Source organism: Paenibacillus terrae HPL-003, from assembly GCF_000235585.1.
In the GTDB taxonomy this organism is placed as follows: Bacteria; Bacillota; Bacilli; order Paenibacillales; family Paenibacillaceae; genus Paenibacillus; species Paenibacillus terrae_B.
Genome location: NC_016641.1, coordinates 344,447 through 368,496, shown reverse-complemented (window position 1 = coordinate 368,496; position 24,050 = coordinate 344,447). Strand labels below are relative to the sequence as shown.

Below are 24,050 nucleotides of genomic sequence, written 5' to 3'. Positions count from 1 at the left end.
TAGGTGGGGAGAAACTGTGCTTGATGTAATAACCATTGGGGAAGTATTGATAGACTTTACTCCGTCAGGTCGTACAGCGGGAGGCAACGAGCAATTTGAATGTAATCCAGGAGGGGCTCCGGCTAACGTAGCAGCTGCTCTATCCCGTTTAGGAGCTAGAGCAACGTTGATCAGCAAAGTTGGGGATGATCGATTCGGTTCATTGCTGCACGATACCTTGATGAACGGCGGCATCGACGTGTCTGCGCTTTCGTTTACAGATGAAGCGAATACAACGCTGGCATTTGTCCATCTGGATGACAACGGAGACCGATCGTTCAGCTTCTACCGGAAGCCAGGCGCGGATACATACTTGCGCACGCAGGATGTCCCGTTCGATAGGATTGAAAACTGCCAAGCACTGCACTTTGGTTCTTTGTCGATGACTCATGAGCCGGCCCGTACGGCAACAAGAGCGGCAGTCGTCAAGGCTAAAGAGGCAGGAGTGCTGCTTTCATTCGATCCGAATATCCGGTTTGCTTTATGGGAGAGTAAAGAGGAAGCGAAACAGAATATCCTTTGGGGCATGAAGTATGCCGACATCCTGAAAATATCGGAAGATGAGCTCCACTTTATAACTGGTACAACTGATGTGGAAAAAGGCTCGTTAGAGCTGCAACAGCAATTCGGGATCGCCTGGATCGTCGTAACTTTAGCGGAAAAAGGCTGCTATTACCGGTTGGCTGGTCATGACGGATATGTGCCGGGTTTTCAAGTGAAGGCCATCGATACGACGGGAGCCGGCGACGCTTTTCTGGGCTGCTTGTTATATAAAATACTGGAAGCCGGCATTTCTTTGAATCAGCTGACCAAACAGCAAATCATCAGCATGCTAACTTTTGCTAATGCTGGCGGTGCACTAGTAACAACACGGAAGGGAGCTCTTCAATCTATGCCGACGACAGATGAGATTAAACAGATGATCGAGACAAATAAACAGCACGATGATGATATATTAAGGCCGGGTTTTCATTTTTCACCTCATTCTCATTGGTTGAATGATCCGAACGGATTAGTCTATTACGAGGGAGTCTATCATCTGTTTTATCAGCACCATCCTTATAGCAATCAATGGGGACCGATGCACTGGGGTCATGCCGTAAGCCAAGACTTGGTTCATTGGGAGCATATGCCTATCGCTCTATTTCCGGATGAGCATGGCGCTATTTTCTCGGGTTGCTGTGTGGTTGACTGGAATAATAGCAGCGGACTGTTCGATGGTTCCCATGGATTGATCGCGCTCTTCACTCATGCAGATACCTGTCCAGAAACCGGACAACCGCGCCAGCGGCAAAGCCTGGCTTACAGCAGCGATAAAGGCCGAACTTGGCACAAATATGAGGGGAATCCAATACTCGCCGAGCATGATCTGGTTGACTTCCGGGACCCCAAGGTGTTTTGGCATTCGCAAAGTGAGCGCTGGATTATGGTTCTTGTCGCGGGTGACCACGTTCGATTTTATCGATCGGATAATTTGCGTGAATGGTCATTGTCAGGCGAATTCGGAAAGAGTGAAGGTTCGCATGACGGAGTTTGGGAATGCCCTGATCTCTTTGAATTGCCAGTCGATGACAGCGGGCGCTCCAAATGGGTACTAATCATAAGCATCGGGGATAATCCCAACTGTACGGAAGGATCACGCACGCAATATTTTATCGGAGAGTTCGATGGAAATATGTTCATCAATGACAATCCGGCTGATCATATCCTGTGGCTGGATTATGGCCGGGACAACTATGCAGGAGTCACTTGGTCGGATATTTCGGAGCAAGACGGACGGCGCGTGATCATCGGATGGATGAGCAATTGGAAATATGCCAACCAGACGCCTACCGGAGCCTGGAGAGGCGCAATGACTCTGCCTCGCGTCTTGTCATTGACCAGCCGAGACGAGGGGGTAGTTCTGACCCAAATGCCTGTTCGGGAAATAGAGCAGCTGCGGAAAGGAACGCTCTGCTGGAATGAGGTCAAGGTTACGCCAGCAGTGCCGTTTACGCAAAAAATGAATGATGTTCTGCTTGAGATTGAAGCGGATATCGACATTCGTTCCGGGGACGAGGTTCATATCAAAATGAAGTCCTCTGGGCAAAGTGAGACTATTATTGGATATGACCCTGTGCGCCAATGGCTATTCATCGATCGTTCGAAATCGGGCCTGACTGACTTCCACCCGTCGTTTGCGTGCAAGCACGGTGCTAGCATGGTTCCGGAGAATGGAAAGATCAAGCTGCATGTCTGGCTGGATCGCAATGCGGTTGAAGTGTATGCGAATGAGGGTTTGGTTGCGCTGACGGATCAAATATTCCCTGATGCTCCGATGGATCGTATTGAGATAAGTGCGAAATCAGGGGAAGTTGTACTGAACTCGTTTCATATGCATGCTCTTGACTCCATTCATATTCCCAATGGCCCAACGGAGCAGACATCAAGGAGGGTTGAGGCATGAGCCATGCATCCGACAATCGGGGGCTGATCATGTATTGGGACTTCAATGAAGGAACCGGTACAAGCGCTTTGGAGAGCGTATCCCAAGTGAGGGATGATATCCAGTACGTATTTAACCAAGCGGAGTTTACTGAACCTTGCCCTCCACGATGGAGACAGGGAGTAATGGGAAGCGGGCTCCTGCTCGACGGTTATTCGACTTACATTGCGCATTCGTTCAATGAGGGAGATCGGAACGCCGAGCCAGAGTATCGATCAGCGCTAAGCATTGGAGTATGGGTAGCCCCTCGCTCCTATGAATGGGGGGATGATGGCAAATTGTCCGCCATTGTGAACCGCTACAACCTGGATCGCAAGCAGGGTTATCTGCTCGGCATGTTCCGTCACGGTTCCTGGTCCTTCCAAGTCGGGCTGGAAGGAGGGGACTGGAAGGAACTTTGGTCGCCGGACGGCCATGAGCTGCCCAAGAATGAATGGTCATATGTGAATGCTGTGTTCGATGGGAACCAAGGCGAAATCAAGCTGTATTTGAACGGCAGTGAAATCGCTTCGGCTGCTTTGCCTCGCGGTTCCCGCTTGGCTGAGGCGGCGGACACGGATCTTCTTATCGGCAAGAATAACCACAGCAGCCTGCTGGCGGAAGTATTCAGTCTGCACATGTTTAGCGGTATCATCGACGAACTCAAGATTTATAATCGGGCCCTAAGCGCAGAAGAAGTGACCGCTTCTTATCGGCATGTGCTGGATACCTTCCATGAAGGTGTCCGGCCGCAATTAAACTATGACGAGATCAAGCTGGACCGGACGCCACTGCTGCTTGATCGGCACAGACCGCAATATCATGTTAGCCCGCCGGCCCATTGGATGAACGAACCCCATGCGCCGATCTATTTTGACGGGCAATATCATTTATTCTATCAGCATAACCCCCATGGCCCGTTCTTTCATCAGATCCATTGGGGACATTGGGTAAGTGAGGATTTGGTGCATTGGCGTGATCTTCCCGTGGCCCTGGCGCCCGAAAAGGATCAGCTCGCACCGGACGGGATCTGGTCGGGAAGCGCAACCTATGATGCAGACGGCCTGCCTGTCTTGTTCTTTACGGCGGGTAATGACAGCGCTTCGCCGAATCAGAGTGTGGCACTTGCCCGTAGCACCTATTCCCTTGACGGAAACCCGGATCTGGTTCACTGGGTCAAACATCCGAAGCCGTTGATCGTGCAGAAGGAGGGAATGGGTGAATTTGGGGATTTCCGGGATCCGTTCGTATGGAAGGACGATGACGGTTGGTATGCTCTGGTCGGGTCCGGAATCGAAGGCGGAGCAGCACTGGCATTTGTGTCACAGGATATGCTGAATTGGACGTATAAGGGGCCATTTTTTAAAGCGGATATTCAGAAGTTCCCTTACCTTGGACCCATCTGGGAGCTCCCTGTGCTTCTTCCCCTTGGCAATGACAAGCAGGGGGCGAACAAACATCTCCTGCTTGTCAGCCCTGTGGGGAAGGGAGCGGATGTCGAGGTGTTCTATTGGATCGGGCTACTTGACAAGCAAAATCTTTCGTTCATCCCCGATCAAGAAGAGCCTCAATTGATTGACGTCGGGGATTTCCATTTTACCGGACCGAGCGGAATGGTTGATCCGAAGACCGGCAGAAATATCGTCTTTACGATAGCCCAAGGCGACCGGACGTCCGAGATGGAATATAAGTCGGGCTGGGCTCATAACGGCGGCTTGCCGTTAAGCGTGTATTTGAGGGATGACGGACGGCTGGGAATAGAGCCGATTCAGGAGCTTCAATCGCTGCGTGGCGCCAAGCGGCTATCACTTCGGGACCAGTCATTGGCTGAAACTAATGTACAACTCAGGGATGTTCATGGTGACATGTTTGAGATTCAATTGGAATTGGAACCTCGCAGTGCCAAACAATTCGGAATTAAGCTCCGTTGTACGCCGGATGGTGAGGAAGAAACTCTGCTGTATTATGATTGGAATCAAGCGATGCTCGTGGTTGATCGGTCGAAAACGACACTGCATCCGGGAGAAAAGTGCAGAGGGGTTCAGAGCGGTAAGCTGGATCTACTTGAGGAGAATCTGAAGCTTCACATTTATTTGGACCGCTCCATGGTTGAAGCTTATGCAAACGGATTGAAAAGCCTGACAACCCGGGTGTATCCGAGCCGTATGGATGCTTTGGGACTCAAGATTTGGGGAGATGGAGAACCATTTGTTAAATCTCTGGATATATGGGATATGCAGTCCATTTGGTAAGACGAGCGCTTAGGCGCTCCTTACCAATGGGCCATGCAGTAAATGATCAAGTAACATCGCATTCCTCCGGTTTGTTCATCCGCCAGAAGAACAGACCATTTTCGTTCCAGAAGCAAAGGAATGATGGTATTTAGAGAAGTCATCATATTGTTTAAATGGATATGGTTATGGAACGAAATTGTGTATCGGGAGTCGGTGTTTACGAGTTCTTTCATTTCCTCATCTGGAACATAAACACGGTAAAAATTGTTCTGGTATGCTACGTTTCGAGGTTTAGCTTCCCACTGATTTACCGTAGTCTGAGCAAACACCCAGAAAACACTATCCTTTGCTCCTAAATTGGTGAAACCGGCCAGATAAACTGCGGCAAGAAATGATGTTTACGCGCTGGCCTGTTTGCCATACATAATCAAGTCAGAATGCTGGACTGTGCTAGATCTTGTTGAAAAGCATGAAGGACTACTCCAGCTCAACTGAAAATTGATACAACCATTCATCAATGCTGTGGTCAGGTACACTTAAAGCACGGTAGGTCGCTGGAACATCCGGGTATCCCCCTACGTCTTCCTGACTATCAATGATCTTTCCTCGACCAGTCAGAAAATCGGAGATAATTCGTTGATCTGTTGCATCCCGGTCCTTCGGTCTTGCTCCTGCATGCTCAGTGACCTCCTTTACTACTTCCGAGGCAGCTAGTGCTTTAAGTCCTTCAACCCAAACAGGTGGTTTGTCAAGTTCCTCGATTCCGCCAAAAGTCAGCGGGTTTGCTCACCATTTCCATTCTTTAAAACAACAATTTTGCCTGAACGGGAACAAAAAAGCAGCTGATCATATGGATTAGCTGCTTTTCGTAACTTTCAACTTTCTTATTTCTTCTCCGATATAGCAAAGTAATTTTCTTCATTATCTGCAAAGTTAAAGACTCTGCCGGAGGGCAGTTCCATAATGTCTCCAACCTTGATGTTTTTGTTCTTCAGATCACTGTACAACGCATCGAAATTGTCCGTGTAATACATGATAGATGGTGTTCCGAGATTCATTTCAGGGTTCATTTTGGCAACGAACTCTTTATTATGAAGAACAATGCTAGTTGCTGCACCCTTAGGAGCGACTTCAATCCATCTCATCGGGCCATTGGTTTCTTCCGCGATGACCTCGAAACCTAGCTTTTCTGTCCAAAAATTTCTAGATTCGTCTTGGTTATTCACATACAGCATAACTTGGCCAATTTTGTTAATCATAATTTAAACACTCCTCAAATGGAATTTTTTACGGATCAAGCCCGAAGCTTTTCTTTCAATCTAAACTTTACTTAAGCGACTCCAACAGCTCGCTCAAGCGATTCCAGGTTTCGGTGATTCCCTGCAGCATGCCCATGTCCATGACAGTTTTAAGGGCCTCTGCCGACGCATATTCAGAACGGTTTACCAATTTAGTCTTGCCACCCAGATCGATAAATTCCATCGTGATTAGGGGCGATGGCATGGACTCGTTTGTATTGCCTTCGGCATCCGAGAAGTAATCGTTGTAAATGATCGTTTTCGGTTCGACAATTTCCTTATAAACGCCTTTCCCCCACGATTCCATGCCGTAAAATTGACCTTGATTCTGATCAACGCACTTCATGCAGTAATGCCATACGCCGCCCGGACGGAAATCGATGGTACAAACCGGGATCTCCCAGCCCTTCGGTCCCCACCAACGCTTGAGATGCTCAGGTTCCTTAAACATCTGGAATACGAGATCGCGCGGCGCATTAAATACGCGCTCCAACACCAGAACTCGATCGTTCTCTACACTCGAAACCATCTCGTTGTTTGACATTGTTATTACTCCTCCTAATTAAATGACGTTACGGTTTTTCCTTGTTCTGCAGTTCACGCAAGTAATTGTCCAAGTTATCAAACCGATCTTCCATAATGTGCCGGAAGGACTGCAGCCAGAAATCCATCGCTTGAAAGGGCTCAGACCGGAGTGCGTAGATCCGACGGTTCGCATCTATGCGTACTTCCACAAGCCCGCCATCGCTAAGCACTTTCAAATGCTTCGAAGCTTGAGGTTGGCGAAGCCCCAGCCGATCGGCGATTTCTCCCACGGCCAGAGGACCGTCGCGCAACAGTTGAACGATATTCATACGATTCATTTCAGCTAAAGCGCTCAGCGTCGTAATGTCTATTTCGGACCTTTTCATGACATGGTGCTCACCTCTGTATCTAATGGTTTCTTGTTTACCTCTCCTATATTCAAGATCACTTTCATCCTGCTGAAATCAATATACTCAATCGGGAATATTCTTGTCAAGGAATATTGAGAGAAATTCCCCTTAAGAATATAAGACTCGTGATTCCACGCCTTGCGTTTCAGCGAGGGACCGTAATCCAGCCTCCTTCTTTGGCCAGTTTCTTACTTCACCAGCACTAATATTGTTATAAAACGCCCGACGAAATGCTTGGATCACGACATGTCTGTTGTGATCCAGGCATTTTTTAATAGCATCATGTTTGTACAAATAGTTTAATCATAAATTTACTGGCTATAATATAAATGGTGTGATATTCTTCAATGATGAATGCTAGATCTATGTGGGTCACTTGAATAACCTATATTTTGAAACCAGAGCAGGTGGACTTAATGCATACAAAATCAAATAATGAATTTTTAGATAATTGGATATCCCTTACAAATATACACACAAGCATTAATAACAAGCTAGAGAGTGCCTTAATCGAAAACTATAGTTTGTCTTTAAAAGAATTTTATGTCCTATATTTTTTGTATCAGACTAGCGATAAACAACTAAGATTGCAGCAACTGCAAGAATTAGTCGGTCTAAGCCAGAGTGCCATATCAAGGCTGGTCGTTAGAATGGAGGCCAAAAGCTGCGGTGCCCTTCAACGCCATGTATGTGAAGATGATCGCAGAGGGGTTTATACCGGCTTAACTGAGCTTGGAGAACAAAAATTAGAAAGAGCTCTGATTACTTTTAATGAAATCTTCCAATCCGCTATTTTAAAGGATGGACTCCAACGAGAGCTGAAATCCTTGGTCCAAAAATGCGACGTTGAAAGGAAAGATGAATCCGCTTCTCAGTAAGAAGCTTATCCATAACGGTTTACAGTAAACTTGATTTTATGAACCTAGCCCGGAGATTTAAATCCGGGCTATTTGTCTATCTAATGAAACAGGGAAGATGGCTTCCAAGTTGACAGAAATAGAGCATTCATAGTATTATAAATGCGTGCGCATGCATTAATTGAATGTTGAAAAAGGAGTTTTCTAATATGAAGGATCTATTTAGCCCTTATAAGCTTAAAGGAATAGAACTAAAAAATCGGATTATGATGTCTCCAATGTGCCAATATTCGGTAGATTTAAAAGATGGAGTCGCAACTGACTGGCATTATCTGCACTATGTCAGCCGTGCTGTAGGCGGGGCCGGGTTGATTATGATCGAAATGACCGACGTGGAACCGGACGGACGGATCTCAGATTTTGACCTGGGTTTATGGTCTGACGAGCAAATTCCTGCGCTGAAAAGAATTGTGGACACCTGCCACAGTTACGGTGCCAAAGTAGGAATTCAAATTGCTCATGCCGGACGCAAAGCGGAAGATGCGGAAGTGCCGGTTGCTCCGTCCGCGATTCCGTTCGATGAGAATTCCAAAATGCCTCGGGCTCTTTCCACTACTGAAGTGAAAGAAATGGTGGACAAATTCCGCAGCGCTGTAGGGCGCGCTGTCCAAGCAGGGTTCGATACGATTGAAATTCATGGGGCTCATGGTTACCTGATCCATCAATTTCATTCCCCGCTTACGAATAAGAGGGACGATGAATACGGACAGGATCTGACCCGATTTGGCCGGGAAATTATTGTAGCTGCTAAAGCCGAGATGCCGGAAGATATGCCACTAATAATGCGCATATCCGCGAAGGAGTATGTGGAAGGTGGCTACGGGATCAAGGAGAGCACAGAATTTGCCAAGGAATATCAAAAAGCAGGAGTCGATATCTTCGATATTTCTTCCGGTGGGGAAGGTCCTATCGCGGCCTGGGGAAGACCCGGTACTCATGCAGCCTATCAAGTTCCATTAGCTCAGGAAATTAAGAAGGCTCTAGATGTTCCCGTCATTGCGGTAGGAAGACTTGACGATGCGATTCTCGCTAATGCCGTGATCGGGAATGAGGAAGCTGATCTTGTCGCTGTAGGAAGAGGAATGCTGAGAAATCCTTACTGGTCTTTGGAAGCTGCTGCCAAGCTCAAAAAAGAAACAGCGACACCCAAACAATATACAACTGGATTCTAATATGGAATGCTATTGATGTTTTCATAAAAAAGGAGAAGAGTAACGATGACTCAAACTCGTGTTTTAAGTGTATCTCATGCAAAAGCTCCATTTGAAAGGACTACGATCCAAAGAAGAGAATTGCGCCCCCATGATATCCTCATCGACATTAAGTTCAGTGGGATCTGCCATTCCGATATTCATAGTGCACATGATGAATGGGGCGGGGGAATCTTCCCCATGGTCCCCGGTCACGAAATCGTTGGTCTTGTTGAAGCGGTAGGAACAGAAGTGACCAAGTTCACTGTTGGTGATCGTGTTGGTGTGGGCTGCTTCGTAGATTCTTGCGGTGAGTGTGAGTATTGTCTGAAGGGTGAGGAACAATACTGTACGAAAGGCGTTGTACAGACCTACAATTCAAGAGATTACGATGGAAATCCGACTTACGGCGGGTATAGCCAAAAAATCGTTGTTACTGAAGGGTTCGTTGTAGGTATTCCTGACGTTCTGGATATGAATATCGCAAGCCCTCTATTATGTGCGGGTATTACCACATACTCTCCCTTGAAACACTGGAATGCCGGACCTGGTAAAAAAGTGGCCATTGTAGGCGTGGGAGGATTGGGTCACCTCGCAATTCAATATGCACATGCTATGGGTGCTGAGGTTACGGTTTTGAGTCGTTCTAATGATAAGAAGGATGAAGCTCTTGAACTGGGTGCAGATCAGTACTTTGCAACCAGTGATCCTGCTACTTTCACTGCATTGGCTAGTCATTTTGACCTCATTCTAAATACGGTGTCCGCAAATCTTGATGTGGATTCCTACTTATCCTTGCTTCGTGTAGATGGAACCCTCGTCAATGTCGGTGCCCCTGGTAAACCAGATCAGTACAATGTATTCTCCTTGCTGATGGGACGCCGCAGTATTGCTGGTTCACTCGTTGGAGGAATTCGGGAGACCCAGGAAATGCTTGATTTCTCAGCAGAACACGGTATAGCACCCAAGATTGAGATCGTCCATGCAGACCAAGTGGGGGAGGCGTACGAACGTGTTCTCCGCAGTGATGTGCGTTATCGGTTTGTAATTGATGTATCTACCCTGTAATCTAAAAATATTAAGCACATGAGAAGTCGCCAATATGGCGATTTCTCATGTTTAGGGATAACAACATATATGCTTTGTAATAACCTGTTCTGAAACCATCCGCTGCAACAACAACATCCGCTACACCATTAATAGTATATTCCTGTCCATTTTTTATTTACTCATTTGGTCTGTAGGGCTGTGAACAAGCAGTGTTCCAAGTAAGCACCACAGATGAAGATTCTATATCTTGTGTTGGGCGTGCATACTTGGAGGTATTGTGCCTGTTCCGTCAGGAGTTACAACTAAATGAAGAACAAATTAAGTGATCTGTAAAAGAATCGCTTTCTCAAGATCCTTTTGAAAATAAGCGATAGTGAATCTCGTGAATGACATGAGGAGGCGTAACGGGAACAGACCATTGCCGGCCATCAATTAACTCAGCCAAGCTGAGATAATGTCCATGAGCAGCTCCTGTGTCAATGCCCAATTTGCCGTCTCCGAACCAGAAGGCATCTGGCTTTACCCCGAAGCGATAGGTTGAGGTATGCCCAAACACGACAGTTTTCCCTTGAATAGCCGAGGATTGGTGGAACAAATCTCGAATATTTGTTAGATCTTCAGGGTTCTGAATGGACATCGGAACACCCGGACGTAAACCGGCATGGACGAAAAGATAGTCTCCATACTCGGCCCACAGCGGCATATCGGTAATAAAGCGTTGGTACCGGGCAGCTGTGGTCGCATCCGGGACAGCGTTATCCGGAACTTGAAGCAGCCACTTGCGTTCATTATTTCCTTGAAGCGCTACGGCGCCGTCTGCGCACAGACGGTGTACAAGGTCTAGGGTTCCGGCTGAATCAGGACCCTTATTGACATAGTCACCCAGTAAAAACAACCGATCCTTGCCCGGGTCATAACCCGCGTTTTCCAGCAGCGATTCCAGCAGATACCCGTAACCGTGAATATCGGAGGCGGCGAACAGTCTACTCATGGATGAACGAATCCGTATCGGCGTACAGCATTGTCCGTTCGGGGGGCAGATAGAGGTTCAGCCTGCTGCCGGGCTCCGCCCTCTCATCATGAAGCAGGTGAAGGAGTTGACGGTCCGCCGTCTCTGCGATGATTCGCCATCTTGTTCCTTCATAGATCGACTGTGCTGCTGTTACAGTTAACAGATTCGTTTCAGCTTGACCCAATGTATGGCGTACATAGATCATTTCGGGATGAAGCATCATAGTTGCCTTTCCTGTATCCTGGCCCTTTGTCATGCATTGGCCTGTGATTCGGGTACCCGCAGCCACTGCTGTATCCGGCTCTCCTTTTGCCATGCTGACCGTCAGTCGATTATGATAGCCCATTAATTGGGCGACCCAAGGTGTGGCTGGACGTTCGAACAGTTCCTCGGATCGTCCAATCTGATCGATACTTCCGCCGCGCAGCACAAGAATCCTGTCGGCTACCGTGAATGCCTCCATTCGGTCATGGGTTACGTACAAGGTGGCGATGGACAGCTCGCCGAGCAAGCGAGCTAACTCGCCCCGCATGTCAGTCCGTAGCTTGACATCCAGATTGGATAGGGGTTCATCCATTAGTAGCAGTTTTGGTTCCGTCGCTAAGGCTCGTGCGATGCCGACCCGTTGTTGCTGTCCACCTGATAGTTGGGCGGGCAAACGGTCCAAAAGACCTTCCAGCTTAAGTAGCGATTGCAGCCGTCCGAGCCGATTGTACATTTGCTCTTTGGCAATTTTGCGCCGCTTCATCCCGTATTCGATATTTTGCTTGACCGTCATATGGGGCCACAGCGCATAATCTTGAAACACCATATTAATCGGCCGGTTCTCCGGTGGAATAAAATGTTTGCCGCGTTCCACAGACACACCATCAATTTCAACTTCCCCCGCATCAACCCGCAGGAGGCCAGCCACCATTTGCAGCAGCGTCGATTTTCCGCAGCCGGAAGGACCCAGAATGCAGATGCGTTCGCCTTCTTTAACTTCGAAGGAGATCGGCTGAAGTACCTGCTGCCCTCCGAATGATTTTGAAACACCTTTCAACTTTAAAATACTATGCAACATTTTTTCCTCCTAAGATCGGTTTCGGTCCATACGTTGGAAAATGAGGCGCCCAGCCGTATGGAATAGCAGTATAAGCAGCACTACGCTGCCGCAGCTTACCACGGTGGCGGCTGTAGCATATCCATAGCGGGAAAATTCAAACGCTCGGTCGATCACAAGCGGCATGAGTGAATAATTGGCCGGCTTCAGCATTGAGGCCAGCGCCAGGTCAAAGATGCTCGTGCCAAACGAAGCGAGCGTCGCGATCAGCAGCGATTGTCGGACCAGCGGCAGGACGATATGCCGCATTCGGTCGAAGATACCAGCGCCTTGAATCGCTGCCGCCCGGAGCATTGTGCCCGACAGATTGCCAAAAGCCCCAAGCTGCACCCTAACCGCATATGGAATTGCACCAGCGATGCCTGCAATAACCAGCAGGGAAGGGGTACCGTACAAATGAAGGCCGATGGGCTCCAACCATTTCTGATTCCAGACGAAAATGTACCCGATCCCCAGGACTACACCGGGTACCGCCAGCGATATAATCGAGAACAGCTGCAGCACCAGCTTGAAACGTGATTCTGTGAAGCTCAACACATAGGCGATAACAAAGCCGATCAGCATACTGAGAACAGCTGCGGTGGCCGCAATTGTCAGGGAATGAACCAACCCATCCAGATAATCGAGCAATCGATGATCGCTGGTTGCGCCGGAGAATAGTTCGCGATAATGTGTCAAGGTTAAATTGTCCAGCCTCAATCCGGCTCCCGTCTGCTTGAGCAGAGATACGGCCGCACTCGTACCAATAGGAATACCAAGGCATATAAGCAAAAATGCTCCAATCAGCAGGTTGTAAAGCCACGTATATCGCGGGACTCCCTTAACTGTCTTGACTGCTCTAGCGTTAAGAAAGTCATAACGCGAACGACGAATGGTGAATAGGAGTATTGCCATGGCCAATACAAGCAGCAGAACGAGATAGAAGGCCAGCACTCCGGCCATATCGAATCGTACGGGAGACTGATAAATAGCCGAGTAGATTGAATAGGTCAGTGTAGGAAACTTGTAGACTGTAGCCAAAGCGGCGGGAAGGCCAAAGTCGCCAATGGTATCCATGAAGACAAGGGTCCAGCCCGCGAGATAGGATGGTCTGGACAATGGCAGCTCAATCGTTCTCCATACCGTGAAGGGGCTGGCGCCATTCAATTGTGCAGCATGTCCGAACTGTCGGACATTCCATTCCGTCGCGGCCAGAATCGCCAGATAAGCAAGCGGAAACTTGCTAAGTGCCATTACAAATACAAGTCCTGCTGGTGAGAAAATAAAGGATGTTACCCAAGTCCACCCGAGCCACTGATGTGCAAGTCCATCGGCGCTGGCAAACAGTACCCAGCCCTGGGCAATCATGAACGAGGGGGCAATCAGCAACACCCATGCCGTCAGATCTAGCAGCCGGGCAGCTGCGAAATTCCAACGTGCCCGAATGGTAGCTAGTATTCCGCCAACCAGAGTGCCAAGAGTAGCTGCACCAAGTGCGAGCGTCACTGAATTCAGTAATGATTGCCGCCAAAGCGGGCGATGGAAAAGTTCGGCGGCCAGACCCAATCCACTGTATTGCAGCTTCCCGAAGAACAGACCCGGGAATACTACATTAATCAGTACGGCCAGCAGCGGCAGGAAAATAAAAAGAAACAGGAGGAGGGTTACCCCGCCTCCCCAACGCGCTTCTGAGGCTTTCATTTGCTACGCTCCTAATTTACATTTTGATCAGCGAACCAGGTTTTGATTTCCACTTCATGCTCCGCCGACCATTCGGCAGAAGGCAGCAGAAATTTTCCGTTTTGCTGACGCTCGCTTCTCATCTTGACACCTTGTACAAGCGGAGTGAAAAAGCTTTCTGTGGAGTCAAGCGATGTCAACATCTTTTGCGTCTCCGGCTTCAGCATGTATTCCACAAATGCTTTGGCTGCAGCCGGGTTTTTCGTTGCTTTGCTGATTGCTATAACCCGTAGGCTTCCCGGAGCGCCTTCCTCCGGCCAGATAACCTCGACAGGCTCACCCGACATCTTCAATTCATAAGCATTATGCTCCTGCAAAGCGGCTACTTGGATCTCTCCACTAAGCAGCGCCTTGCCGACCGGGCCGTTCTTTGGATAAATATGCAGACCTTGCTTAAAACGCTGCACATACTTCTGTTCCGCTTCAGCGATTCCCCATTTTTCGAAAAGGGCTGACACTAGCGGATAAGCAGGGGCTGCAACAGCTGGATCGGCATGTCCGACCGGACCTTTAAAGCTGAAAAATTCCTCCCAGTTTTTGGGCGACTGATCGGCGGACACTAGCTTCTTATTGTAGGCGATGACAGCGGAAGCGTGAATGCCCACTGGGAAATATGCCATATCTTTAGGGACATAGGAGGCGCCTTCCTTGGTCAGATTGCCAAGGTTTTTCGGCTGCCAGCCGGTCAGCAGAAAATCACGGTCAGCCAAATTCCGCACAGAACCATGTCCATCCATCATCAGCACATCCCATTGCGGATTGCCTTGCTCCGCTTCGATCTTGGCAAGTGCTTCGCCGCCGCCATAATGGACTGCCTCGATTTTGTAGCCGGTTTCCGCAGCGAACTTTGGAGCGATAAATTCAACGAAATCATTACCGTACAAAAAAATGGTTTTGCCTGTATCCTCGGAAGCTGCTGTGGTCGCCCCCGAAGCTGGCTTCGGTGAAGCAGTCTGCGAAACGTCTGCATTGGAATTTCCAGCCTTGCTTCCGCATGCCGACAGCAGCAATATGGCCAATACCAATAGCGTAAACCCTGCCGTTCTATTCATTCGTTTTGTTCTCATGTCACCCTCCGTTTGATTAACTGTTATTCTCCACTTAACTATTTCAGTGTACTTGTCCATATTGATCTTTAAATTATCTGAGGGTTAAAGTGAAATTAAATAAAATCTATGATATTTATGATAAGATTAATAGTATCTATGTTTTTTTGAAGGAGAGGAAATCAGTGAATTTGCAGCAGTTAAAGGTGTTTGTTCTCGCAGTTGAACTGCAAAAGCTGTATTTGGTCGCGCAAAAACTGGAAGTGACGCAGCCTACTGTTACTTTTCATCTGAATAAATTGCAGGAGGATCTTGGCGTTTCATTGTTCCATACGAAATCCTATCATGTCATTAAACTGACTGAAGCGGGAAAAGCCTTCTATCATTATGCTTCGCAGATCAATGCCTTGTCCTTGGAGGCCAAATCGCTGATGGATATATACCAGGGAACGGGAGCAGGCAAGCTGGCACTTGGCAGCACTCATACACCGGCGACCTATATGCTTCCCCCACTGTTGGAGCAACTTAAGCGTAACTATCCGCAACTGTCCATTTTGCTGGATGTGAGGCCCGCGTCGTTTATTATGGAGAAAATCAAACGATACGAGTTGGATCTGGGTATTATCTCACAGACGCATGTGGATGACCTGGACCTGATTGCCCATCCCCTCACCAGGGACGAACTGGTACTTATTTTTGACCCGGAGCATCCCCTTGCAAATCATACTGAGCTTACGCCTGAACTTCTGGCAGAATATCCGCTCGTTTCACACGAAGAAGGCTCAATCAGTCGAAAACTTATGGACCGTTGGGCGGACACCACGGGCATCAAACTTGATATTTCGCTGGAGGTGTCCGGGTCCGAAGCTTTAAAAGCAGCGGTTCGTTACCGCATGGGCTACGGGATGATTGCTGAAGCTTCAATACAGAGTGAACTTTCCGAGGGGAAATTAATATCACATCCGATACCTCGCTGGGTGCCAGAACGGTATATTTATGCGGTTCGGCACCGCAATAAACTGGTCAGCCCGGCGTTGCGGATGTTCTGGCAGATGCTTGAAACAAAGTTTAAGGACATGTAGAGAATGATGTTGTACAAATGCATTGACTCGTAGAGAAGATGTTTGAAACCATGAAATGCTCCAGCATGCCTCAATATCAGATCCAATCAATTTGACAGGTTCCCAAATCTTTGTTAAAGTTTCATCAAATACGCATAACCTTTTCATGGGATGTTACCGTTAGGGCATAACCTGAACCGGCTTGTCTACACTACACGTGTATCTGGGCTAGTTTGGGTTTTTTTATTTCTCCAAACCCTTTTGGCTTTCCCGAATCATACATTTGGAAGGAGAACGTTTATGTCCAGCTTTGTTTTTCCGAAAGACTTTTTATGGGGTGGTGCTCTTGCTGCCAATCAGGTCGAGGGTGCTTTTCTGGAAGACGGCAAAGGATTGAGTCTGGTGGATCTGTTGCCGACTGGAGAAAAGAGAAGAAGTATCATGCAGGGGAATGTTCCCTCGCTCACTCCGCTTGAAGGCGAATTCTATCCTTCCCACGAAGCGATTGATTTTTATCATCGCTATCGCGAGGATATTGCGTTATTTGCGGAAATGGGTTTCAAGGCGCTGCGTGTTTCCATTGCCTGGGCCCGTATTTTCCCAACGGGAGAAGACGCCACGCCGAATGAAGCCGGGTTACAATTTTACGATGATCTGTTCGACGAATTGCTTAAACATGGCATCCAGCCAGTGGTTACCCTCGCTCATTTTGACGTACCGGTAAATCTGATTGATAAATACGGAAGCTGGCGAAGCCGAAAATTGGTAGCTTTGTTTGAAACATATGCCAAAACAGTATTAGCCCGTTACAAGGATAAAGTGAAATACTGGATGACGTTCAACGAAATTAACATGTTGCTCCATTTGCCGTTTATTGGTGCCGGGCTTGTTTTCCAAGAAGGTGAAAACGTCAAGCAAATTCAGTACCAGGCTGCACATCACCAGCTTGTTGCAAGTGCACTGGCTGTAAAAGCGTGCCACGAGATCATTCCAGACGCCAAGATTGGCTGTATGCTGGCTGCCGGCAGCTTCTATCCATATACGTGTAATCCCGAAGATGTTTATCAAGGAATGGAAAAAGACCGCGAGTCCTACTTCTTCATCGACGTGCAGTCACGCGGGGAATATCCTGGTTATGCGAAGCGCTTCTTCAAGGATCATGGACTCTCCATCGAGATGGAACCGGAAGACGCGGGCATTTTGAAGCATCATACCGTTGACTATATCGGATTCAGTTATTATTCCAGCCGGACGACCAGCACAGACCCGGAAGTTGTCAAAAACATGACCAGCGGCAATGTGTTTGGCTCCGTATCCAACCCGTATCTGGACAAGTCCGATTGGGGCTGGACGATTGATCCGAAGGGGTTCCGTATCACGGCAAACCAATTACACGACCGCTACCAAAAGCCTCTGTTTGTGGTGGAAAACGGCCTTGGTGCCAACGACGTGGTCTCTCCTGAAGGAGAAGTCAACGACGATTACCGGATCGACTATTTGAAGCGGCATATTGCCGAAATGGGCGAGGCTCTTCAGGATGGGGTTGAGATTATCGGTTATACGAGTTGGGGCCCTATTGACATCGTCAGCGCTTCCTCGGGAGAGATGAAAAAGCGCTACGGCTATATTTACGTGGACCGGGACAACGAAGGCAACGGCTCACTGAACCGGATTAAAAAGAAAAGCTTCCACTGGTACAAAAACGTAATTCATTCCGATGGCGAGAATCTGGGAGAGTAACGTCCCACAAGAAAATAGATCGGACATCCCGAAAGTAATGGGGATGCCCGGTCTTCGTTTCTTGAGTGAAAGCGTTGACAATCGACCCTCTTCGGGCTATACTTGACGCAATTCCATCATTTTTAGGATTGTTACTGCATAGGCAGGCAAAACCTAAGCCACGAATAAGCGGATATTACAGTCTTGTTTATTTGTTGAGCTTCGGTTTTTTTTCTGTTTGCAATAAAAGGATGGAATAGGTGTGGCTCTTGCTGGCATATGGAACGGGGGATCGAGATGAAAATAGCAAAGGTCATCAACAACAATGTAATTAGTGTCTACCAGACGGACGGTACAGAACTCGTGGTGATGGGCCGCGGGGTTGCTTTTAAGAAAAAGCCCGGAGAAAAAGTAGATGAAACCAGAATTCAGAAAGTATTTGCCCTGAAAAACAAGCAGACATCCGACAACTTCAAAATGCTGCTGCGTGAGGTTCCGCTAGAGCTGATTGTGATTGTGGAAGAGATCATTAATGATGCCAAGCACAATTTAAACAAAAAGCTGAACGAAAATATTTATGTTTCCTTGACTGACCATATCAATTTCGCCGTTGAAAGATACCGGGAAGGATTGGAGATCAAAAACGCGTTATTGTGGGAAGTCAAGCAGTTGTACAAAGAAGAATTTGCGATCGGCCTGAAAACGCTGGAACAAATTAAACAAAAGCTCGATATTGAACTGCCTGTGGACGAAGCGGCTTTTATCGCGATTCACATCGTGAATGCCGAAATGAACGAGGAAGTTATCACCACCATGAGTATTACAAAATTTATGCAGCAAATTATCAATATTGCGAAATATCATTTTAAGGTCGATTTTGACGAGGACTCTCTGAGTTATTTCCGCTTTATTACGCATCTGAAATTTTTCGCTCAGCGTGTGTTTAAGGGGAATCACTACGAAAACAACTATGATCATTTGTATGACATGATCAGGGAAAAGCACAGAGACGCGGCTGCTTGCACGGAGAAAATCGGAGCTTTTGTGGAAAAAGAATACAACCACGAATTGACGAACGAAGAAAAGCTGTATCTGACTGTGCATATTGAGCGGGTGGTTAACAGATAAGCTGGACTTTTCCTGCAAACAGGGTAGAGATTAATGGATAAATATTTTTATTGACAGATATGGTTGATTAATTATATTATGAGAACAACAGGAATTTAATAAAGCTTTAACTGGGATTGTTACTGGTTATGCAGGCAAAACCTAAGTCATGAAAAATTGCGGGACAAAAAGCGCCCACCATTTTTCAAGGCTTAGGTTTTTTGTGTGCCTAAATATGTAAAATGCCCATTAGAACATGGAGGTGTCTAGCATGAGTTATGAAAAATTGGCTAAGGAAATCGTTCATCTGGTAGGTGGTGAAAAAAATGTGGTATCACTCGTACACTGCGCCACCCGCCTGCGTTTTGTGCTAAAGGACGAGGCGAAAGCGGACAAAGAAAAACTGAGAAAAACCGATGGGATCATCACGGTTCAGCAGAGCGGTGGCCAGTTTCAGGTCGTAGTCGGTAACAAAGTACCAGAAGTATACAGTGCTATCAGCAAGATATCCAACATTTTGGATGAGTCCAAAAAAGAAGAAAAACCTGCTAAAGCCAACAAAGGCTTCGGTGCCATTATAGACGTTGTCTCCAGCATTTTTGCACCGCTGCTCGGAGTTATGGCAGGGTCCGGTATTTTGAAAGGTCTGTTGCTGATCGCTAGCAACCTTGGCTGGCTGCAGCCGAAAGAAACTACCTACATGATTTTGTATGCTGCAGCTGACAGCTTGTTTTATTTTCTGCCCCTCCTGTTAGCGGTTACAACGGCGCGGAAATTTCAAGGTAATATCTTCGTTGCCCTGACCATTGCTGGAGGATTGCTTTATCCGTCCATCGTCACGTTGAAAACGGAAGGTACACCTACTGACTTTTTCGGTATTCCAATTGTCATGATGAGTTATTCGTCTACGGTTATTCCCATTATTATTGCTATCATTGTCATGAGCAAGCTGGAAAAACTGTGTAACCGGTTGATCCATGAAAGCGTCAAAAATTTTATTACGCCATTGATCCTGCTCGTGATTATGCTTCCTCTGACTCTGATTGTGTTTGGTCCATTCGGGGTCTATGTGGGCAACGGCATCGCAACTGGACTCATTGCCGCGTTCGGCTTCAGCCCGTTGTTGGCTGGTGCAATCATGGGTGCTTGCTGGCAAATACTCGTTATTTTCGGCGTCCATTGGGGTCTCGTACCTGTATTCATTAATAACATTGCTGTGAACGGAAGAGACGGAATCAAGCCTTCCGCTTCGGCTTCCATCTTCGCCCAAACCGGTGCCGCGTTTGGTGTCATGCTTAAAACAAAAAATAAAAAGTTGAAGACCTTGGCGGGCTCCGCTACGCTTACCGCATTGTTCGGTATCACAGAACCAGCCGTCTATGGAGTCACGCTTCCGCTGAAACGCCCGTTTATTGCAGGTATTATCGGCGGTGCTATCGGTGGTGCGATTATCGGTCAAGCGGGAACGCAGGCATTCGCTTCTGGCGCACCTGGATTGCTGACCTTGCCCATCTTCTACGGCCCTGGTGGACAAGGCTTCCCGGGATTGATTTTAGGGATTACGGTATCATTTCTGGTTTCGGCCATTTTGACCTATATTTTAGGATTTGAAGATCCGGTAGAAGAGGAGGAAACCACTGACAATTCGGCCGAAAAATCTACCACTACAGCTGCTGTTTCTAATGAAGAGGTACTTAGCCCGATTGAAGGAACTGTGGTTGCTCTGTCAGAGGTTCCCGATCCTGCATTTGCTTCGGAAGCTATGGGTAAAGGTATCGCCATCCAACCGACAACGGGCAGAGTTGTAGCCCCGTTCGACGGAACCATTACTGTGGCGTTCAAGAAAAAGCATGCGCTTGCGATTGTTTCACACCATGGTGCAGAAGTTCTGGTTCACGTCGGAGTAGATACGGTCAAGCTGGACGGTAAACATTTTACTTCCCACATCAAAGAAGGCGATCTGGTAAAAGCCGGGGATCTGCTGCTCGAGTTTGATGTTGAGCAAATCAGGGCAGAGGGGTATCCTACGATTACGCCAGTTATCATTACGAATTCTTCCGAATATACTGAAATCCTTCCAATCCCTCAAGAGCAGGTAACGGAGCAGGCCCCGCTGTTGAAATTGTTCGGCGGTACGAATGAGAAAGAGGGAATTGCCTGAATACGTCTGTTGAATAACCAGAATAAGTGATTTAGTTAGTTGAACAAGCCGCCTCTTTTCGGGGTTAGTAGGATACAAACCTATAACCGAAGAGGTGGCTTTTTTATGAATAAAAAATGAATTCTTATAGTTATGGTGGCTCCGATGGAGTCATCTTTTTTTCGTTATCTTGCCTTTACATTCCAAGAGGGGTACATATGTTCACTGTTTGGTTTATAATTTAGACATAGATATGTGGGAGGCCATATTGCAAATGAGAGGTGAATTTAAATGAAGAAATCCGAGTTGCCCATAACTGACGAGAAGTGGAAAGCTATTGTGGAGAACGACAAGTCTTATGATGATGAATTTTTTTATGCTGTGAAGACAACAGGAATATTTTGTCGCCCCTCCTGTAAATCCCGTCCTCCCAAAAGAGAAAACATCCGCTTATTCAAAACAGCAGAACAAGCTTTAGCGGAGCATTTTCGACCATGCAAAAGGTGTAAACCGACGGGGCAACGCTTGCCTAATCATGAATGGATTGCGCTGGTTACAGAGTATGTGGATTCTAACTATAAGGAAAATTTAACGCTGCATTCGCTTGCAGAGATGAGTCATGGGAGCCCGTACCATTTACATCGTACCTTCAAGCGGGTCATGAATATAACCCCAATGGAATATATACAGCAAACCAGATTGGAACAAGCCAAGCAACAGCTAATGAACTCGGAAAAGTCAGTTGCGGAAGTGGGGGAGAGCGTTGGTTTGTCCAATACCCCTTACTTTTCCACGTTATTTAAAAAGAATACAGGCTACACGCCTTTGCAATATCGCCACCTTAAATCTGAAAAATTACAAAATGGAGGTATACATCATGTTAACCCAAACCCCTAAAACGATCTATTGGTCATTGTTAACCCATGAAGATTGGAATTTATATATTGCAGCTACATTGGATGGATTATGTTACGTAGGCTCACCCGATAAACCTTTTGAGGAATTGACTTCGTGGGCAGGAAGCCGATTTCCTGGCAGTCCATTGGTTGAAGATGATGAGTTCTTGCAGCCCTATGCCACAGAACTTATTGAGTACTTTCAAGGGAAACGCACAAGTTTTACCGTTCCTTTTGACTTTCGGGGGACTGCGTTTCAAATGGCGGTCTGGAGCGCGCTGTGTGACATTCCGTATGGAGAGACACAATCCTACTCAGACATTGCTAACGCTATTCAGAAACCCGCGTCTGTGCGGGCGGTGGGGGCTGCAATCGGTGCTAACCCGATTCTGGTCACCATCCCATGCCATCGGGTCATCGGCAAAAATGGTACTTTAACCGGATATCGTGGCGGCTTGGACATGAAAGTAAAGCTTTTGCAGCTCGAAAAGGAACGTGCGGCAATCAAGATCCAGGGAGGCGAATGAAGCTAATGTCATTAAGTGTAACTGAGCGCATGGCTGCTCTGGACTGGACATCTATACAGACGGAGTTGGATGAACAAGGATATGCACATATTCCAGCACTGTTGAGCGAAGAAGAGTGCCAAGAATTGCTGGATACCTATGAAAACGAGGAGTTATTCAGAAGCACGATTCAGATGGCGCGGCATCGATTCGGTCTGGGTGAGTATAAATATTATCAGACACCCCTGCCAGGTTTGCTTCAGCAGCTACGAGAGGCATTTTATCCGGAATTGTCCATGACCGCTAATCGCTGGCTTGAACGTTTGGGTAAAGAGCCGATCTACCCGCCGGTGCTCATGAAATTTCTGGACCACTGCCATGAGAATGGCCAATGGCGTCCAACTCCATTGATTTTGAAATATGAGGCTGGCGGCTTTAATTGTTTGCATCAGGATTTGTACGGAGATGTATTTTTCCCATTCCAGGTGGTGTTTGTCTTAAATCAAAAGGAATTGGATTATACGGGTGGAGAGTTCTTGTTAGTGGAGCAACGGCCACGCGCACAAAGCAGAGGGCATGTAATCACGTTAAACCGTGGCGAAGCCTTAATTTTCCCTACACATCACCGTCCCGTCCAAGGCTCTCGCGGATACTACAAGAATACACTTCGTCATGGCGTAAGCACTGTCACCTCTGGAACCCGTTACAGCTTGGGGATTATTTTTCATGACGCAAAGTAGGTTCTCTGTTAAACCGTTATGACAATAACAACAAATACAGGGAATGAGGCGAATGATGAGAAGTGAGTATTTTTACAAAAATCCCAAGACCCTTCTGAATAAAGGGACAGGCTTTCTGTCAGGGTATACACACTCGTTGAACCCGTATACAGGCTGCACATTTGGTTGCTCGTATTGCTATGTGCGCCAAATGCCAGTCTCCACGTTCCGTAAGGAAGCTTGGGGAACATGGGTTGATATCAAAAAGCAGGCGGCAGATCTTCTTCGCAAAGAGCTTCGGCGGGCCAAATCTAGGGGCACAGTCACCATTTTTATGTCTTCCAGCACAGATCCCTATCAATCTGTCGAGTACAAGGAAGAAGTGACCCGTTCACTGCTGGAGGTGATGGTGGAAGATCCGCCGGATTTCCTGTTTGTACAGACTCGCAGTCCGCTTGTACGGCGGGATATCGACCTGCTGCTTCAACTAGAGGATCGCGTTCGGGTAAGCATGACGGTAGAAACAGACCTCGAAGATATACGCAAACATTTTACGCCAGATGCGCCCCCTATTCAGGCCCGTTTCAAGACGCTACAACTGTTAAAAGAGGCAGGAGTACCGACACAAGCCACAATCGCTCCGCTGCTTCCAAGTAGCGAACATTTTGCGGACAAGCTTTTGCCACTGGTTAACCGTGTCTGTATTGATGATTATTTTATGGGAGACGGCAGTGGAGGAAGGCGCACACGAAGCTTAAATATCGGTGCGCTGTACGAGCAATTAGGACTGGAGGATTGGTATCATCCAGCTGCCTACAAGGCGGTCTACGAACAATTTCGCAACGTCTTTCCTGAAGAACAGCTTTTTGTGAGCCGCGAAGGATTTGAGCCCTGAT

The 24,050-nt window shown here is 47.4% G+C and carries 20 protein-coding genes; 13 read left to right on the top strand and 7 right to left on the bottom strand.

The window, feature by feature from the left end:
• Positions 1 to 16 precede the first annotated feature (16 nt).
• A complete protein-coding gene (locus HPL003_RS27225; RefSeq protein WP_014277927.1) occupies positions 17 to 2,485 on the top strand; it encodes a PfkB family carbohydrate kinase in 2,469 nt (822 codons plus the stop codon).
• Entirely contained in the window at positions 2,482 to 4,755 is a 2,274-nt protein-coding gene (locus HPL003_RS01760) for a GH32 C-terminal domain-containing protein (RefSeq protein ID WP_014277926.1), read from the top strand. The genes HPL003_RS27225 and HPL003_RS01760 overlap by 4 nt, the downstream gene beginning before the upstream one ends.
• Positions 4,756 to 5,621: 866 nt before the next feature.
• Here the strand turns inward: HPL003_RS01760 and HPL003_RS01755 are convergent.
• The 3 genes from HPL003_RS01755 to HPL003_RS01745 all read right to left on the bottom strand — a co-directional run bounded on the left by HPL003_RS01755 (position 5,622) and on the right by HPL003_RS01745 (position 6,946).
• Positions 5,622 to 5,996: a VOC family protein gene (locus tag HPL003_RS01755; protein WP_014277924.1), complete on the bottom strand. Its 375-nt coding sequence runs from the start codon at positions 5,994 to 5,996 to the stop codon at positions 5,622 to 5,624.
• 67 nt (positions 5,997 to 6,063) lie between these two features.
• Positions 6,064 to 6,579 carry an SRPBCC domain-containing protein gene (locus tag HPL003_RS01750; RefSeq protein ID WP_014277923.1) on the bottom strand — a complete coding sequence of 172 codons (516 nt, stop codon included), beginning with the start codon at positions 6,577 to 6,579 and terminating at the stop codon, positions 6,064 to 6,066.
• A gap of 28 nt (positions 6,580 to 6,607) precedes the next feature.
• Positions 6,608 to 6,946 (bottom strand): ArsR/SmtB family transcription factor, encoded by a 339-nt coding sequence (locus HPL003_RS01745; protein WP_014277922.1) that lies wholly within the window; start codon positions 6,944 to 6,946, stop codon positions 6,608 to 6,610.
• A gap of 440 nt (positions 6,947 to 7,386) precedes the next feature.
• Between HPL003_RS01745 and HPL003_RS01740 the strand changes: the two genes are divergently transcribed.
• The 3 genes from HPL003_RS01740 to HPL003_RS01730 all read left to right on the top strand — a co-directional run bounded on the left by HPL003_RS01740 (position 7,387) and on the right by HPL003_RS01730 (position 10,145).
• On the top strand, positions 7,387 to 7,848 hold the full coding sequence (locus HPL003_RS01740) for a MarR family winged helix-turn-helix transcriptional regulator (protein WP_014277921.1): 462 nt from the start codon (positions 7,387 to 7,389) through the stop codon (positions 7,846 to 7,848).
• 188 nt (positions 7,849 to 8,036) lie between these two features.
• Positions 8,037 to 9,059 carry an NADH:flavin oxidoreductase/NADH oxidase gene (locus HPL003_RS01735; RefSeq protein ID WP_014277920.1) on the top strand — a complete coding sequence of 341 codons (1,023 nt, stop codon included), beginning with the start codon at positions 8,037 to 8,039 and terminating at the stop codon, positions 9,057 to 9,059.
• 45 nt (positions 9,060 to 9,104) lie between these two features.
• On the top strand, positions 9,105 to 10,145 hold the full coding sequence (locus tag HPL003_RS01730; RefSeq protein ID WP_014277919.1) for an NAD(P)-dependent alcohol dehydrogenase: 1,041 nt from the start codon (positions 9,105 to 9,107) through the stop codon (positions 10,143 to 10,145).
• Positions 10,146 to 10,473: 328 nt separating this feature from the next.
• Here HPL003_RS01730 and HPL003_RS01725 read toward each other — a convergent pair whose 3' ends face one another.
• From HPL003_RS01725 to HPL003_RS01710, 4 genes are read right to left on the bottom strand one after another with little or no spacing between them, the layout of a single operon-like run.
• Positions 10,474 to 11,118, bottom strand: a complete 645-nt coding sequence (locus HPL003_RS01725) for a metallophosphoesterase (RefSeq protein WP_014277918.1) — start codon at positions 11,116 to 11,118, stop codon at positions 10,474 to 10,476.
• Positions 11,111 to 12,202 carry an ABC transporter ATP-binding protein gene (locus HPL003_RS01720; RefSeq protein WP_014277917.1) on the bottom strand — a complete coding sequence of 364 codons (1,092 nt, stop codon included), beginning with the start codon at positions 12,200 to 12,202 and terminating at the stop codon, positions 11,111 to 11,113. Before HPL003_RS01720 ends, HPL003_RS01725 begins: the two co-directional genes overlap by 8 nt.
• Positions 12,203 to 12,211: 9 nt before the next feature.
• On the bottom strand, positions 12,212 to 13,921 hold the full coding sequence (locus HPL003_RS01715; RefSeq protein WP_014277916.1) for an ABC transporter permease: 1,710 nt from the start codon (positions 13,919 to 13,921) through the stop codon (positions 12,212 to 12,214).
• An 11-nt stretch (positions 13,922 to 13,932) separates the two neighbouring features.
• On the bottom strand, positions 13,933 to 15,027 hold the full coding sequence (locus HPL003_RS01710) for an extracellular solute-binding protein (RefSeq protein ID WP_148267361.1): 1,095 nt from the start codon (positions 15,025 to 15,027) through the stop codon (positions 13,933 to 13,935).
• Between the two features lie 164 nt (positions 15,028 to 15,191).
• On the opposite strand from HPL003_RS01710, the gene HPL003_RS01705 reads away from it, so the two are divergent.
• The 8 genes from HPL003_RS01705 to HPL003_RS01670 all read left to right on the top strand — a co-directional run bounded on the left by HPL003_RS01705 (position 15,192) and on the right by HPL003_RS01670 (position 24,049).
• A complete protein-coding gene (locus tag HPL003_RS01705; protein ID WP_014277914.1) occupies positions 15,192 to 16,088 on the top strand; it encodes a LysR family transcriptional regulator in 897 nt (298 codons plus the stop codon).
• 279 nt (positions 16,089 to 16,367) lie between these two features.
• Positions 16,368 to 17,807, top strand: coding sequence for a 6-phospho-beta-glucosidase (locus HPL003_RS01700; RefSeq protein WP_014277913.1), 1,440 nt, complete (start codon positions 16,368 to 16,370; stop codon positions 17,805 to 17,807).
• Positions 17,808 to 18,083: 276 nt separating this feature from the next.
• A complete protein-coding gene (gene licT, locus HPL003_RS01695; protein WP_014277912.1) occupies positions 18,084 to 18,914 on the top strand; it encodes a BglG family transcription antiterminator LicT in 831 nt (276 codons plus the stop codon).
• Between the two features lie 250 nt (positions 18,915 to 19,164).
• Positions 19,165 to 21,054, top strand: coding sequence for a beta-glucoside-specific PTS transporter subunit IIABC (locus HPL003_RS01690; protein WP_014277911.1), 1,890 nt, complete (start codon positions 19,165 to 19,167; stop codon positions 21,052 to 21,054).
• 270 nt (positions 21,055 to 21,324) lie between these two features.
• Positions 21,325 to 21,930 carry a bifunctional transcriptional activator/DNA repair enzyme AdaA gene (locus HPL003_RS01685; protein ID WP_014277910.1) on the top strand — a complete coding sequence of 202 codons (606 nt, stop codon included), beginning with the start codon at positions 21,325 to 21,327 and terminating at the stop codon, positions 21,928 to 21,930.
• A complete protein-coding gene (locus tag HPL003_RS01680) occupies positions 21,911 to 22,456 on the top strand; it encodes a methylated-DNA--[protein]-cysteine S-methyltransferase (RefSeq protein ID WP_014277909.1) in 546 nt (181 codons plus the stop codon). The genes HPL003_RS01685 and HPL003_RS01680 overlap by 20 nt, the downstream gene beginning before the upstream one ends.
• A gap of 5 nt (positions 22,457 to 22,461) precedes the next feature.
• On the top strand, positions 22,462 to 23,175 hold the full coding sequence (locus HPL003_RS01675; RefSeq protein WP_014277908.1) for a 2OG-Fe(II) oxygenase: 714 nt from the start codon (positions 22,462 to 22,464) through the stop codon (positions 23,173 to 23,175).
• A gap of 55 nt (positions 23,176 to 23,230) precedes the next feature.
• Positions 23,231 to 24,049: an SPL family radical SAM protein gene (locus HPL003_RS01670; RefSeq protein WP_014277907.1), complete on the top strand. Its 819-nt coding sequence runs from the start codon at positions 23,231 to 23,233 to the stop codon at positions 24,047 to 24,049.
• Position 24,050 lies beyond the last annotated feature (1 nt).